Origin of the sequence: Psychrobacter sp. TWP2-1-2, from assembly GCF_049896785.1 — a bacterium.
Lineage (GTDB): Bacteria > Pseudomonadota > Gammaproteobacteria > Pseudomonadales > Moraxellaceae > Psychrobacter.
Genome location: NZ_JAFCVA010000002.1, coordinates 177,753 through 192,719, shown reverse-complemented (window position 1 = coordinate 192,719; position 14,967 = coordinate 177,753). Strand labels below are relative to the sequence as shown.

The following is a 14,967-nucleotide window of genomic DNA, read 5'->3' as shown; positions in this document are numbered from 1 at the left end:
ATCTCTTCTATGGCTATTGATGCAAGTGCTGATATAGTTAATGCAAAATACTTTTAATGAACCATGCTCGGCTGCCAAAGTACGTGAACTATAAAATAATAAGCCACTGATAAGCTAAATCGCCTTTAAGTAGCTTATCTTCTTATTAATGAGGGCGAGTCAGATCGACTGAGGTGCCGCTTACATTGTCTTTCAAGCTGACTTTGAGCATGAGATAACCTGCGATACCAGAGACGATTGAGCCCATAATAATACCTAAGCGCTCATCAAATAAGGCTGTTTCACCAGCAAATGCCAGACCGCCAATGAACAGACTCATGGTAAAACCAACACCACAGAGTAAGGCTGCACCGTAAATCTGCTTATAATTCATGCCTCTTGGCATGGTTGAGATACCAAGCTTAAAGATTAACCAGCACATGATCATCACGCCCAGTTGCTTACCGATGAATAGACCGGCCGCAATACCAAGCGGTACTGAATGGAACAGCTCAGCGAAGCCTGCACCTTTGAGAGATATGCCTGAGTTGGCAAATGCGAATAATGGCAAGATACCGAAGGCAACGGTGTTATGTAAATCGTGCTCTAGCTCTTCTAGCGGTGAGTGCTCAGGATCAGTACGGTCAAACATAGGAATAAATAGTGCTAAGACCACGCCAGCCAAGGTGGCATGGATGCCAGATTTGAGTACCGCAATCCACATGATCACACCGATCAGCAGATAAGGCGTGATGCTAGTGACGTTGCGACGATTAAGAAGATATAAGAAGGGTAGACATAGACCTGCCACTGCCAATGACTCTAATGACAAATCACTGGTATAGAATAAAGCGATGATTAAAATGGCGCCAATATCATCAAAAATAGCAATTGATACTAAAAATACTTTTAAAGAGTTGGGAACGCGGTTGCCTAATAAGCTCAAAATACCTAGGGCAAAAGCAATATCGGTCGCGGCTGGAATTGCCCATCCTTTCCAAAACTCAGGCTCGTTATAGTTAAAGAGTAGATAGACAATCGCTGGCATTATCATGCCACCGAGTGCCGCACCAGCTGGCAAGATGATTTGCTTAACGTTAGACAGCTCACCGATCAACACTTCACGCTTTAGCTCAAGTCCCACTAAGAAAAAGAAAATCGCCATCAAACCGTCATTAATCCAGTGATGAGCGTCTTTAGCGATAGCGAACTCACCGATTTGAATGGCAACGGGTGCGTGAATAAAGCCCTCATACCACACATTGAGAGGGGAGTTGGCAATAATCATTGCAGCAATGGCAGCCAATGCTAGGACGATACCGCCCGCTGCCTCAAATTCAAAAAATGCTTTAATCCTGCGTATTGCCATATCATCCTCATTTGCTAAACACGAATTACAAATTAATCCAATAACCTCAAATATCTATGACACGACTCATAAAGACATGATAGACAGCAACAGTTTCTCATACTCTTATTGATATAGACAACCAAAAGTTATAAGTACCGCCTGTCACATTAATAATAGCGATACTATAAAGTCGATAGAGCAGACAAAAGCGTGATCAGTCGTTACATACTTTTAATCAATCGCTGTTTATTTTAGATACTTATTAGGCCGTTAGACAAATCTAGCAGACTTTTTTACGTTTTTGGCTTTTTTTAGCGTTTTATCTTTATAATGATTGGCATTTTGTGATGTTCTGTCACAGCTTTAATACATATCAGCAGTACTATCAGCTACTGAATAGCAAATTTGATAGCAACATTGCTACTAATATCTTATTTCCAGTTCTTAAAGCCAGTTTTTAGAACTTCCTCATTTTCCATCATAAAATTTACAGGTCAGCGTCATGGACTTATCGCTTTCGTTAGAGGTTATATTAATGCTTACCGCTGTGGCAGCGTTGGCAGGCTTTATTGATGCTATCGCTGGTGGTGGCGGTTTATTGACCATCCCCGCCATGTTACTTGCCAATATCCCACCAGTGCTAACGCTCGGTACCAATAAGCTACAAGCTGCTTCAGGTGCGCTAGCAGCCTCTATTACGATGATTAGAAAAGGGGTGGTCAAACCGCAACGTATCAAAGTAGCTATCGTTGGCGCTTTTATCGGTTCTGTTCTCGGCACTATCGCTGTACAGATGTCGCCGCCGGATCTGCTTGAGACACTGATTCCGTTTTTGATTGCGGCTATCGGGATTTATACCTTGTTTGCGCCTCGACTTGGCGAAGTAGAAGCTGCGCCGCGTATCTCAGAAGGCAAATGGCAAAAAGTGGTTGCACCATTAATTGGTTTTTATGATGGCTATATTGGACCAGGCACAGGGATGTTTTTTGCGCTCGGCAACGTGGCGTTGCGTGGTCGGCAAATTATCGAAGCGACAGGGGCAGCAAAGGTATTGAATTTATCGACCAATATTGGTTCGTTAATATTCTTTATTTTGGGCGGTAATGTCTTGTGGAAAGTAGGGCTTGCCATGATGGTAGGACAAACGATAGGCGCGTATTTTGGCTCTCATATGGTGGTCAAGGGCGGTAGTAAGCTGATTCGTCCAATGATTGTAGTGGTATGCTTGGCGATGGTAACCAAATACGTTTTTGGTTGATTGCTTTTCATTAAGTAAATGTGTTTAGTAAAGCAAAAAAACCTCAGCCAATATGACTGAGGTTTTTTATGTATCGTGAATAAATTATCAAAATCTATTCAATGCCTAGCGGCGACGATCGATATCATCGTACTCACTGCCCATGATCCCATCACTAAAGACTTCAGAGAATTCACGCTCATTGTCTTCATCAATGTGACCATCAAACACGTCTTTTGCCCCAGCGTTAGGATCGTTATAAATAGCCAAATCCATTTTGCCTTCTGATTTTGCCACAATAGCCGTCACAGCAGCATCGCCACCGACGTTCACTGCGGTACGTAACATATCGAGGATACGATCCACGCCTAAGATAAGACCGATGCCTTCGATAGGTAGACCGACTTGGGCAAATACCATTGATAGCATAATCAGACCAACACCCGGTACACCAGCAGTACCGACGGAAGCCAAAACGGACATTAGAATGACAGTTAGATACTCAGTCACGCCCAAGTCAATACCATAGATATTGGCAATGAAGATGGTCGCAGTACCTTGCATGATGGCGGTACCATCCATGTTGATGGTCGCACCAAAAGGCACCGTAAACGAAGCAACTGAGTTATTAACGCCCATGCGCTTGGTGACCGTACGCAAGGTAATAGGAATCGTCGCGTTCGAGCTTGACGTACTAAAAGCAAAAATCTGAACTTCACGCATTTTTGCCAAAAAGGTTTTGATGGATAAGCCTGAAGAGACTTTGAGTACAATCATCATAGTGACAAAGAAATGGAATGCCAATGAGCCGACCAATACCGCCACATAACCCAGCAGTGACCAAATCAAGTCTAAACCCAGCTCTGCCATTGCTTTGGTCAATAGCGCAAATACACCATAAGGTGCAAGATTCATAATGATGGTCACCATTTTTAAGATGACTTCATTGATTAATTCTAAGCTCTGCACTAAGCCTTTGGCAGGTTTACCCACCATCAAGATACTAACACCGATCAAAATAGCAAAGAAAATAATCGATAACATATCACCATTTGCCATCGCGCTGATGGGGTTTGATGGGATAATATTAGAGAACACATCAAGCAGTGGCGGTGCTGATGCTGCTTCAAATGCCGCTTCGGTTTCGATATTCATGCCTTTACCGATACCAAATAGCACGCCAAGCCCAATCGCTGTTGCGATAGCCAGAGCTGTTGTCATCATATAAATAAGAAATGTCTTGGTGCCGATGCGACCAAGCAAACGAATATCCCCAATACCGCAAACACCGCAAATCAGTGAGATCAGCACCAAAGGCACGACTAGCATTTTGAGTGAGTTGACAAATAGCTTGCCGACAATGGCGAGGAAGCCATTGGTAATGTACGTATGAATGAAACCGCCTTCAGCGTTCAGTCCTGAATAGTTTATAAACAATCCCAGTATGATACCGAGTACCATAGCGACAATAATCTTGCCGGTCAGTCCCATATTTTTCCACATAACTTATATCCTTTGTGTACGTGCCCCAGTAGCGAATAGATAGGCTGCTCACATCAATGTGATTGTTGCCATTATTATCACCGCTCTTGCTACGTCTATTAAATTCTTTCAACTTCCACTTAGTGTCACGTTTTCGGGGCACAATATAAAATAATTGTTAAGGATACTGCAACGTTTTTTTATGACTAAGGTAATATAAATCAATAGTTAAGTTGTCTGCGCCGAATTTTTCGCGAGTAAAGTAGGTAAATGACAAGGCATATTGACCAATATTAAGGCGTGTTGAACATTCAAAAATAGATACTGCTGATCGCCAAAACTGTTTCAGACAAGGCGTAAAACAACGGTAATGCTCATGCCTTAATTAGTTTTATAACATATTTTTTATATGGAGCTGGGAGAATTTAGTATTATTTCCAATCTTAATAGAGGGAGACAGGGCTGTTTTTTGCCATTTCATTGTTAAAAGTAGACGCTTAGAATAACTAAACTGACTATTTTTAATGTTGAGCTGCCTAAAAAACAGTCTCTGTCAGTGCCATGGTTGAATCATCAAACATGCCTTAATGGTTAAAAACGGCGATTTATAACTAAAAAAAGACTGCTCAAATTGGGCAGTCTTTTCTAAGTGAATGATCAGAATGTATCGTGCAAGGCTTCTATAGTCATTCCACTATAAAAGTATTACTGCGTTAACCTCGCTTGAAGTATTAAATATACATCTACACTCGGTTGCCTTGTACTACTTTTAAATTGAATCGACTATAGCAGCCTTAACATCTATTGTTTTTTAAATATTTTAAGCCTGATTCTTTTGTGCCTTGTTATTTCAAAGCCTATTGTTTCAAAGCTTGTCATTTCGAGAATTATCAAAGCTTTTGACTTTAGACTTTGTCACTTTCATCACGGCGTAGACCATCCTGCCATTTAGGATCAGTAGCGGCAGGTTTGTCTATATCATCCTTCACATTTTCTGCATCTTCAGATATTTCAGAAGGCTCTAGGTCGTCAGCATTATGTTGATTCAGACGATGGTTGTTACTCATGCGTTCACTTAAGTGTGACTCTGCATCACGGTGGCGATGATCTAGTGCTTCCACCTCAGGCTCAGACTCATCAAAGTCGGTCTGTGCACGTACCTCCTCAATGGTATCTTGCTCTTTGACCATTTCTACATCACCGTCACTCTCATAACCATGATTGGGGTTGGCATCGCCAGTGGGTTTGTCTGTACTGACGGGCGTAGCCAAATCATTAGAGTCTACATCATTTTCAGCTGTCATATTTGTCGCAATACCATTTCTGGCTTGCGCGTCATTTTTCAATTGCGCATAATCCGTTAGCTTATAAACTGCATTCTCTAAACTGTGCGGATTGGTGCGTTCTTGCGCTTTAGATAAATGCTTATCGAAGACATCGGTCAATAACGAATCAAAGCGGATGGCGTTATATTGAATAAGGACTTCAGCCTCTTCTTCGGTAATGTCACCATTTTGGCTGGCATAGACCACATGATCTTCAAAGGTAAGACCTTCAAAGCTATCTTTATGCTCAGCCTTTTTAAATTTCTGCCATAAAGGTTCAACGTCAAGCAGCGTTTGATAAGCGTGTTCCATGCGTCCGGTGACATCATCAGGCTCAGTATTGTAATACACCATGGTTTTAAGATAATCGCGGAATGGATTGGCTTCAAAATCATCCATAAAGGTATCGCCCAATTGGCGTTTTAGCTCATCGCTGACCGGCGCAAAGATACGCCCACTTGGGAAAGTGACAAAGCTGACTAAGCTTGCCGCCATACGATTTGGGAAGTTGGCAAATAAAGACAAGAACGCTTCTTGAATGGTATAAAGGCTATTTTTTAGGGCCACTTCTGCATGTAAACGTTCGGCTTTAGATTTAGAGCCATATTCATAAAATTGTAAAATCGCTGTACAGATAAATAGATGCGAATGGATATCGGCTAAGCGCCCAGAGAGCATCTCTTTACGTTTTAAATCGCCGGCTAATAAGCCTAAAGACATATCGGCGGTTAGGGCAAAGCCTGCGCTTAAACGGTTGATGTCTTTATAATAAGGACGAGTAAAGCCATCGGCAAAACTTGGCGCATGATTGCTGCCACCGACATAACCTGCGACAAAGGCCTTGGCACCGCGATTAAAGGTATAGCCTAAATGTTTAAAGAATAAATTATCAAACTGCTTGAGCGCACCTTCTTTATCATCACTTTGCAATAATTGCAGCTCATCAAATAGATAAGGATGACAACGCATTGCCCCTTGACCAAAAATCATCAATGAGCGCGTTAAGATATTCGCCCCTTCAACAGTGATAGAGACGGGAATGGCTTGATAGGGAATCGCTAAAAAGTTACGTGGTCCCATCTGCACCGCACGACCGCCAACCACATCCATGCCATCATTGACCACCATACGCATGGTTTCGGTGGCATAGTATTTTGCCATTGCCGTCATCACCGATGGCGTACCACCTTGGTTCAAGCCACAGGTGACTAGATGACGAAAGGCCTCGAGCATATAAGTGTTACTGGCCATGCGACTGGTGGCATCTTGCACGCCTTCAAATTTACCGACAGATATTTTAAATTGCTCACGTACTTTCGCAAATGCGCCAACGGTCAAATAGGTGACTTCACTGGCAGAGGTCGATAGCGCTGGCAAGGAGATACCGCGTCCAACGCCCAAGCATTCCATCAGCATACGCCAACCGCGACCGGCATTTTCAACGCCGCCGATAATATAATCTAGCGGGATAAAGACGTCTTTACCATCGACTGTACCATTCATAAATGGCGAGCCGATTGGATTATGACGCGGACCGGTAACAACCCCTTTATGGCTAGCAGGAACGAGCGCACAAGTGATACCGTAATCGGTCTTATCAGGATTGCCAAGCAAACCTTCAGGATCGTGCATCTTGAATGCTAACCCCACGACCGTGGCGATAGGTGCAAGGGTAATCCAGCGCTTAGAAAAGTTCATACGCAAACCGAGCACTTGCTCGCCCTCATGCGCACCATAACAAACCACCCCTGTATCTGGAATCGCACCAGCATCGGAGCCCGCTTCAGAACCCGTCAAACCAAAGCAAGGGATTTCCTCGCCTTTGGCAAGACCTGGTAGCCAGCGTTGTTTTTGCTCATCGGTACCGTAATGCATCAGCAGCTCACCGGGGCCGAGCGAGTTTGGCACCATGCAAGTAACGGCGGCGGTTGGTGAGCGCGAAGCAATTTTACTCATCACCCGACTTTGAGCATACGAGCTAAATTCTAAACCGCCATATTCTTTCGGAATGATTAAACCCAAAAAGCCATTGGCTTTGATAAATTGCCACGCTTCAGGCGACAGCTCTTTGTCTTCATGCTGAATCTTCCATTCATCAAGCATGGCGCAAAGTACTTCTACTTCATTATCAATAAAGCTTTGCTCTTCTGCCGACAGCTCTGGATAGGGATATTGAGCAAAAGTATCCCAGTCAGGCGCACCCATGAATAGCTCTTTTTCCCACCAGCTGGTACCGGCATCGAGGGCTTCACGTTCAGTGTCGCTCATGCTTGGCATCGCACCGCCCAAGGCTTTATAAACAGGCTTAGTAATCAATGATTGGCGCAGCGGCGCGATGAGCAATACTAAGCATAGTAGCGCTAACGGTATGCCTAAGATGAGCGACCATGGACTGATAAAGGCGGTGACAAGGACGGTCACTAGGGCGACGATACTACCGGTGACACGGGATAAAGATAATAAAAAGATGGCCAAGACCATGGCTAACTGAATGATTACTGCCAAAATAAATAAGCCGATGGCCATGACTGTCTCCTTTATAACGCTGAATGCACAAGCGTAAAATTTAAATGAATAAAAACTGATGGAATAATTCTAATTGTTATTTTATTTTTCCATCAGATTTGTTATGCGATAAGTTAATGTATACGACAAAATAAATGCCTATTTTGTACTTCTTTTCTAGCAGTTTTTAAAATTAATAAGGGTAAACCCACTATCAAATAAATCTATCAATAGTAGGTCTATCAAGAACTGCCACAGCAAAAATAAAGTTAACTACCAATATGAAACAGTTGTTTATAACTATCAAGAGCCAAAATGCTACGCTGTGTCGATTATATGTATCAAGATTTTCTCATATAGGCAAAAACAACAGTCGTAATTAATTATCCAAAAGGCGCTAAGCCGCTTTCTGCATAAGATAGTGTCTCATTGCGTCCAACAATGATGTGGTCTACCAAGGATAAATCGATTAAATCGCAGGCTTTCTTTAGCTCGTAGGTTAATAAGTTGTCGGCCGTTGAAGGGGTTGCATTGGTATGCGGGTGGTTATGAGCGACGATAAGCTGACTGGCAGCATGGCTCAACGCATGACGTAAGACGTGTTTGATACAAACCGAGCAAGAAGAAATGCCGCCGGTAAACAGTATCTCAAAATTGATTAGGTTTAACGCATTATCCAGACACAGCACGGCAAAGACTTCACGATGCTCACCGCGCAGCTGGGTGCTGATATAGTCTTTGACCATTTGCGAGCGTCCAAGGGCGTGACCTGTCTTAAGTTGACTGTCCAAATAGCGCGTGCCCATCTCAAGCGATGCCAGTATCTGGGCGTATTTTGCAGGACCAATACCATGACAAGCAAGTACCGTCTCTTGCGGCGCGGCCAACAGCTCAGCTAAGCTGCCAAAATGGTCTATCAAATGGCGGGCAAGCTCAATGGCCGATTGCGACTGGGTGCCTGTGCGCAAAAATATCGCTAATATCTCAGCATCAGATAAATGAGCCGCACCAAATTTCAGCAGTTTTTCACGCGGTCTATCATCTTCATGCCAGTCTTTAATTGCCATTGTCACTCCTTGAGAATGGGGATAAGTGTCAGATAACTGAGATAAATCTACAAAACTTCCCCTAACTTATCGCATAATTGTTACTATAAGCGCAATTTTTATCTTTCATTTTTTTATTGATGCCATGCTTATGTCAAATATTGTGCTTGCTATCACCGGCGGTATCGCCGCTTATAAATCTGCTATGTTTGCCCGTCTACTCATCAAGGCGGGCTTTGATGTGCGCGTCATTATGACCTCGGGCGCACAAGCGTTTATCACGCCTCTTACCTTGCAGGCTTTGACGGGCAATGAGGTACATATCTCATTACTTGATGAGCAAGCAGAAGCGGGGATGGGTCATATCGAGCTTGCTAAATGGGCAGATTTAATTATCATTGCACCTGCCTCAGCCAATACTTTGGCACGGCTTGCGATGGGTATGGCAGATGATTTATTGACCACCGTATGCCTTGCAACGACAGCGCCGGTCATTATTGCGCCAGCGATGAACCAGCAAATGTGGGCGCATCCAGCAGTGAATCTAAATGTGCAGACTCTGCGCGATATGAATTACCAAATTATCCAACCAGCCAGCGGCGAGCAGGCGTGCGGTGATGTCGGAGCAGGGCGCTTGCCTGAGCCTGAAGAGTTATTAGCCGAAGTGCTACTGTTTAATGCCATGCAAACCACGCCGCAGTTATTGGCAGGTAAACGCGTGGTGATTACTGCAGGTCCGACGGTAGAAGCCATCGATCCGGTGCGTTATTTATCCAATCATTCTTCAGGGAAAATGGGCTTTGCCTTAGCGCGTGCTTGTGTGGTCGCTGGTGCAGAGGTTGTTTTGATTGCTGGTGGCAAAGTTGCGCTGCCAACACCGCTCAATGTCACGCGCATTGATGTCCTGTCAGCTAAAGACATGCTTGTAGCAGCGCAGCAATGTGTCGATGGTACGCATATCGCGCTACAGTATCTGACTGAAGAAGATCATGACCATTCTCACGATCATTCTCATGAACACAGCCACGACCATGCTCATCAGCATGGCGATTGTGATTGCGGTGAAGCGCATCAACATGAACATGCTGAGATTATCACCAATGACAGCGTAAAAGTTGCTGATATCTTTATTGCTACCGCCGCAGTTGCTGATTATCGTACTGAAGAAGCGGCGCCGCAAAAAATCAAAAAAACGCAAGATGCCATGACGCTAAGCTTGGTTAAAAACCCTGATATCCTAGCGACGATTTCGCTTGCCCATCCTGAGCTGTTTGTCGTTGGTTTTGCAGCAGAAACGCAAGATGTCGAGCACTATGCGCGTGGCAAGCTAGTATCTAAAGATTTGGATTTAATCGCTTGTAATGACGTCTCACGCGCAGATATTGGTTTTGCCAGTGATGATAATGCCATGCAAGTGTTTTTCTCAGAGCGTTATGAGCACGATAGCGTGATACTTGAGAAAGCGAGCAAAGATGAGATAGCCAAGCAGTTGGCTACTATTATTGGCGAAATAATTTGGCAACGTCATCAATCATAACCAATCATAAGAAACCGCCTCGTTATGCTGTTTCTACTGTCGTCGATATCTGTCGTCGATATCTGTTGTCAATATCGCTATTAGGTCGTAAGTTTCTATGACGAATATGATGGATAACGATAGCACCCAGACGTTATTACTGATAGCAATCTTTGCGCTAGCATCATTGCTGCATGGTATTAGCGGACTGGGTGTGACGTTAGTAACCACCACCGCGCTTGCCAGTATCTATCCGTTACCCCATGCTATCGTTCTAGTGATTTTTCCCTCATTATTACTTAATGCCATGACTTGGCTAGCGGGTGGCGGGCGTACTATTTGGCAAAATTTCATCTATTACGGCAGGCGCTATTGGTTGTTGGCACTCACCAGCCTGCTCGGTAGTATGCTTGGTGCAAAATTGTTGCTGTGGGTCGATAGCGCTTATATATTATTGGTATTGGCAGCGGTTATTGGCTTTTATGTCGTCAGTAGCTTGCTCGGTAAGCAAATTCGTCTGCCCAATACCAAGCCTGTGCTGATTATCGTTGGTCTGAGTGCTGGGATTATTGGCGGTGCGACCAATGCCATGTCGACCATATTAATGATGTATTTACTGTCCGCAAGTGACGATAAGCATACCATCGCTAAAGTCGGCAACATGTGCTATTTCTTGGGTAAAATTGCCCAGATTATTGTCTTGCGTGAGCCTATCATGGCGCTCAGTCACGGTGAGTGGCAGCTGATTACTCTGCTTAGTGTTCTATCTATCGCCGCGCTGTTAGTTGGTATTCGCTTGCGCCGCTACTTGCCACAAGCACGCTTTCGCCAGCTTATTTTACTGATTCTCATCGTGCTAGGTATTCGTGTGGGTTGGCAGGGGATAACGGCGTTGCTATCAATCTAGCGATCGAATAAGTTTACCGATCGAATAAATTTACCGATTAAACAAATTTAACAGTATGGTGGCAACGATACTGATGATAATCATGGTGACGACTGGAAAATATATTCTGGTATTGCCTGAAGTGTGTTTGATATCGCCTGGCATATTGCCTATCCATGAAAACGCATTTGGAAACAGCAGCCAAATAACGCCGATAATAACCAGCAAAATGCCTATACCTATCAATATTTTTGCCATCTACACTCTCGCTAATCTCTCTAATTTTCTTACGTTATTTTGTCGCGCCTTTTTCTCAGTTGCACATTACTCAATCAATTCTGCAAAAAACAGCTGTTGTGCCAAACGAAATGTATTGCAGTGCGCTTCGACCACATCTTCGATATCTTCTGAATAGCCGCCGCCCATGACGATAGCCACGGGAATATTGGCCGCTTTAGCTTGTTGTAGGACAAACTCATCACGCGCTTTACAACCCTCTATCGTCAGACTAAGTTTGCCCAATTTATCAGTTGCAAGTACATCGACCGCAGATTGGTAAAAGATCATATCTGGCGCAAATTCATTGATTAAGCGCGGCAGCGTATCCTCTAATATCTGTAAGTATTCTACATCACCCGTATCATTATCCAGTTCGATATCTAAGTCTGATACTTGTTTGCGAAATGGGTAGTTTTTCGCGCCATGCATACTAAAGACAAAAACGCGCGGCTCATCCGCCATGATACTGGCATTGCCGTTACCTTGATGGACGTCTAAATCAACTATTAAGATTCTTTGCGCCTGTCCACGATTTAATAATAAATTGCTGGCGATACAAACATCATTAAAAACACAAAATCTCTCACCATGATTGGCAAAGGCATGATGGGTGCCACCAGCGACATTCATCGCCACGCCATATTGCTGGGCGAATAACGCACATTCATAAGTGGCATGGGCAATATAACGCCCGCGCTCTACCAATTCTGGCGTCATCTCAAAGCCAATGGCGCGCGCCTCTTTGCGTGGTAAGGTCTGGGTCTTAAGCTGCTGCCAATAGTCCGCTGTATGGGTGGTTAAAATCTCCTCTTCACTTAGACGTTTCGGAGCAAAAAAATTCTCATTATTGATAGTTCCTTCAGCCAATAAGCGCTCAGGAATCATGGTGTATTTTTGCATGGGAAAGCGGTGCTTTTCGGGTACGGAATAACGAAAAATGTCAGAGTAAGCAATTTTTAGCATAATATTAAATGGTTTCTATTTGAGAGAGTTTTTAAGACTAAAGGGTTTTCATGGCTTTGAAAGTAAGATTTTGAAAATAGGCTTTTGAAAATAGGATACTAATAAGAAACTTTAAAAGCTGCAGATATCCAATTTGATTATTGAACAAATTGCGTGGGTAAGAAAAAAGTTCGCGCATCCTCTTGTTGATGTAGCGTCATCAGTAAGTCTTGCAATTCTGTAGCAGGATTTTGATTGTTGACCAAGTCACTAAATATCTCGTAAGTAACCGTGGTCATCGCGATGACGCTTTGTAGTAAATGCTCAATGGTGTTTTCATCCATGCCGACCGCTTCGACATCGATGGCGTTTTTGTAGCGTATCTCGCCATCATTGATATCCATCTCAAGATTGCCAATTAGCATGTCGTAATTGATCTGGGTAATCAGTAGCATGGCGGCGCTTTGATGGCTTTCGGGTATCAAAAACGGCAAAATACCGTAGACTGCCAGTAAGTTGCTTTTTTCTTGCACACGAAACAGATAGCCACAGTCAAGCTTTTTATTACGCATCCTCAAAGACAAATGGTGTGATTGCTGGCTGTCAATATTTTTATTGCCACTCGTTCTAGGTCGATAATGGTTATAGTGCCATTGTTGCTCGTCAAAATACTGCTTAAGATAATTGACAATCGGGGTGTCATCATCACTATTTTGCTTTGTCATACCTTCGATATCATTATCAAAATAAGCATCAGTATCAGTATCAGTATCAGTATCAGTATCAGTGCTGCTATCTAACCTACTATCAATGTTGCTACTAAGGCTGTTATAAATGACGTCATCGAAACGGTCATCAAAGCTGTGGTTTATGTTGTGATTTGAATTACGGTTTAAGTCAGGGTTAGAGCCGCTGACATCCGTATTCTCATTGTCATTATGATCATTGTCATTATGATCATTGTCATTATTATCACTGTCTTTAGGACGAGTTTGAATACTATCTTTCTCATTTTTTGAAGGATGAGAGTTATTGTTATCCTGTTCTGTTATGTCTAAATCTGAACCCAAATCTAAGTCTTTAGCCGCCTTGATATCATCAATGACAGCCTGCACAGCCGATATGTTAAGCAGCTGTTTAATTCTTTGCCATAAGCTGAGTTTAGGAGATTGGCTCATAGGATAGTAGGCTAACTAATAAAAGGTGAAATTTAAAAACTAAATCATAAATCGTACGTTACAACAGCAGATTAATCGCTGCCAAATACCAATCCTGCTTTGATACTAGGCTGGGCGTAAAACGCCTGCAGCATATCTGTTATATGCGCCGTAACCCATGAGCTTTCAAGGGCGTCAGTGACGACAGGGAGCAGGGCAGTACTCAATTGCGTTATTGCCTGCTCATCGATATGTAGGCTTGCCGCGATATTGGCCATGCTATCGGCTTGATGGTTGGTATACCAGGTATCGACGCCCGCTGCCACAAGGCTGTGCAAATAAGGCGATAGGCGCAAACGGTTATAGCTTTGTTGGATGCTGTTTTCAATATGCTTAATACTGCTATCGTTAGGCTCATCACGTAAATAAGTTTGGATTTCGCTAATCGGCTTCTCTTTGATGCGCCCCCAACCGGTGACCAATAAGCGCGCAACCTCTTCGTTGGTTAAATGCGCTTGGGCGTTGGCTTCTGCTTTATGCGCTAAATCTTTAATATTGCGATGCAGGTACGTCTGCAATTTTTCATCAAGATTGCGATTGGTTGCTTTTTCAAACGAGCTACGTCCAAACTTCATCAGTTTACCGGCAGCACCGGCTTTATCTAGCGTGGATTCCATAAAGTCATTAATGGCATGATATAGCGTTTGGGTTAGCAAATCGGCAAAAGTCTCGTTGCCGACCAATGTATGAATCAAGATATTGCGTTGCTGATCGTGGCTACCAACATAATTGGCAAGGGTTTCAACTTGAGTGTCATCCACCAGCTCAGACAACGGCACATTGTCATTGACTGGATGATAAATAATCGTATGCAGGATATCGCGAATATCTTTACGTATCACATCAGTCATCGGTTTATTGAGTAGCCAGTCATTAATCAGCTGTTGCAAATTATCGGCGCTGACATATTTATTTAATGGCTGTGCAGCAAACCATTGCCATGCCTGCATAGACAGCGGTTCAGCTTGCATGCGTAGCCATTGCTGCATAAAGGCAACTTGTGCCTCGATTAAGCCATCTATGGTTAGCGCTGGCATATCTAAATTTTGGTTATCTTTTGAAGTCTGCATAGGTTTTGAGGTCATAATAATCGACAATTTGTTATACTGTGTGGGTGGGGTAAGCATAAAGTATTATGCCATGAACGTCATCTGTGTTTGTGATGAATATTGACTGCCGCTTAATAAATAATGAGAGGTTTT

The 14,967-nt window shown here is 43.4% G+C and carries 11 protein-coding genes; 3 read left to right on the top strand and 8 right to left on the bottom strand.

Annotated features, from left to right (window positions below):
- Window positions 1-145: 145 nt before the first annotated feature.
- Window positions 146-1,348 carry a Na+/H+ antiporter NhaA gene (gene nhaA / locus ACP7AE_RS02785; protein WP_045444001.1) on the bottom strand — a complete coding sequence of 401 codons (1,203 nt, stop codon included), beginning with the start codon at window positions 1,346-1,348 and terminating at the stop codon, window positions 146-148.
- Between the two features lie 484 nt (window positions 1,349-1,832).
- Here nhaA and ACP7AE_RS02780 point away from each other — a divergent pair, with 484 nt between their 5' ends.
- Window positions 1,833-2,588 carry a TSUP family transporter gene (locus ACP7AE_RS02780; protein ID WP_045453480.1) on the top strand — a complete coding sequence of 252 codons (756 nt, stop codon included), beginning with the start codon at window positions 1,833-1,835 and terminating at the stop codon, window positions 2,586-2,588.
- 105 nt (window positions 2,589-2,693) lie between these two features.
- On the opposite strand, the gene ACP7AE_RS02775 is transcribed toward ACP7AE_RS02780, so the two are convergent.
- The 3 genes from ACP7AE_RS02775 to radC form a co-directional block, all read right to left on the bottom strand.
- Window positions 2,694-4,070: a dicarboxylate/amino acid:cation symporter gene (locus ACP7AE_RS02775; RefSeq protein WP_045444003.1), complete on the bottom strand. Its 1,377-nt coding sequence runs from the start codon at window positions 4,068-4,070 to the stop codon at window positions 2,694-2,696.
- 884 nt (window positions 4,071-4,954) lie between these two features.
- Window positions 4,955-7,900 (bottom strand): acyl-CoA dehydrogenase, encoded by a 2,946-nt coding sequence (locus ACP7AE_RS02770; protein WP_426241256.1) that lies wholly within the window; start codon window positions 7,898-7,900, stop codon window positions 4,955-4,957.
- A 362-nt stretch (window positions 7,901-8,262) separates the two neighbouring features.
- Entirely contained in the window at window positions 8,263-8,946 is a 684-nt protein-coding gene (gene radC / locus ACP7AE_RS02765) for a RadC family protein (protein ID WP_426241255.1), read from the bottom strand.
- Between the two features lie 130 nt (window positions 8,947-9,076).
- Here radC and coaBC point away from each other — a divergent pair, with 130 nt between their 5' ends.
- Both coaBC and ACP7AE_RS02755 read left to right on the top strand, forming a co-directional pair.
- On the top strand, window positions 9,077-10,462 hold the full coding sequence (gene coaBC, locus ACP7AE_RS02760) for a bifunctional phosphopantothenoylcysteine decarboxylase/phosphopantothenate--cysteine ligase CoaBC (RefSeq protein ID WP_426241254.1): 1,386 nt from the start codon (window positions 9,077-9,079) through the stop codon (window positions 10,460-10,462).
- A 97-nt stretch (window positions 10,463-10,559) separates the two neighbouring features.
- Window positions 10,560-11,348, top strand: coding sequence for a TSUP family transporter (locus ACP7AE_RS02755; protein ID WP_426241253.1), 789 nt, complete (start codon window positions 10,560-10,562; stop codon window positions 11,346-11,348).
- A 30-nt stretch (window positions 11,349-11,378) separates the two neighbouring features.
- Here the strand turns inward: ACP7AE_RS02755 and ACP7AE_RS02750 are convergent, their stop codons facing one another.
- The 4 genes from ACP7AE_RS02750 to ACP7AE_RS02735 form a co-directional block, all read right to left on the bottom strand.
- Window positions 11,379-11,585: a DUF2905 domain-containing protein gene (locus ACP7AE_RS02750; RefSeq protein WP_200661771.1), complete on the bottom strand. Its 207-nt coding sequence runs from the start codon at window positions 11,583-11,585 to the stop codon at window positions 11,379-11,381.
- A gap of 66 nt (window positions 11,586-11,651) precedes the next feature.
- On the bottom strand, window positions 11,652-12,569 hold the full coding sequence (locus ACP7AE_RS02745; protein WP_426241252.1) for a histone deacetylase family protein: 918 nt from the start codon (window positions 12,567-12,569) through the stop codon (window positions 11,652-11,654).
- A 137-nt stretch (window positions 12,570-12,706) separates the two neighbouring features.
- Complete coding sequence (locus tag ACP7AE_RS02740; RefSeq protein ID WP_426241251.1) at window positions 12,707-13,726, bottom strand: YbjN domain-containing protein; 1,020 nt, start codon at window positions 13,724-13,726, stop codon at window positions 12,707-12,709.
- Between the two features lie 71 nt (window positions 13,727-13,797).
- Window positions 13,798-14,835, bottom strand: a complete 1,038-nt coding sequence (locus tag ACP7AE_RS02735) for a hypothetical protein (protein WP_426241250.1) — start codon at window positions 14,833-14,835, stop codon at window positions 13,798-13,800.
- Between the last annotated feature and the right edge of the window lie 132 nt (window positions 14,836-14,967).

Coding starts and splice junctions, on each gene's coding strand:
- ACP7AE_RS02780 (WP_045453480.1), top strand. CDS start 1,833: ATGGACTTATCGCTTTCGTTAGAGGTTATATTAATGCTTACCGCTGTG.
- ACP7AE_RS02740 (WP_426241251.1), bottom strand. CDS start 13,726: ATGAGCCAATCTCCTAAACTCAGCTTATGGCAAAGAATTAAACAGCTG.
- ACP7AE_RS02745 (WP_426241252.1), bottom strand. CDS start 12,569: ATGCTAAAAATTGCTTACTCTGACATTTTTCGTTATTCCGTACCCGAA.
- nhaA (WP_045444001.1), bottom strand. CDS start 1,348: ATGGCAATACGCAGGATTAAAGCATTTTTTGAATTTGAGGCAGCGGGC.
- ACP7AE_RS02755 (WP_426241253.1), top strand. CDS start 10,560: ATGACGAATATGATGGATAACGATAGCACCCAGACGTTATTACTGATA.
- ACP7AE_RS02775 (WP_045444003.1), bottom strand. CDS start 4,070: ATGTGGAAAAATATGGGACTGACCGGCAAGATTATTGTCGCTATGGTA.
- ACP7AE_RS02735 (WP_426241250.1), bottom strand. CDS start 14,835: ATGCAGACTTCAAAAGATAACCAAAATTTAGATATGCCAGCGCTAACC.
- ACP7AE_RS02770 (WP_426241256.1), bottom strand. CDS start 7,900: ATGGCCATCGGCTTATTTATTTTGGCAGTAATCATTCAGTTAGCCATG.
- coaBC (WP_426241254.1), top strand. CDS start 9,077: ATGTCAAATATTGTGCTTGCTATCACCGGCGGTATCGCCGCTTATAAA.
- ACP7AE_RS02750 (WP_200661771.1), bottom strand. CDS start 11,585: ATGGCAAAAATATTGATAGGTATAGGCATTTTGCTGGTTATTATCGGC.
- radC (WP_426241255.1), bottom strand. CDS start 8,946: ATGGCAATTAAAGACTGGCATGAAGATGATAGACCGCGTGAAAAACTG.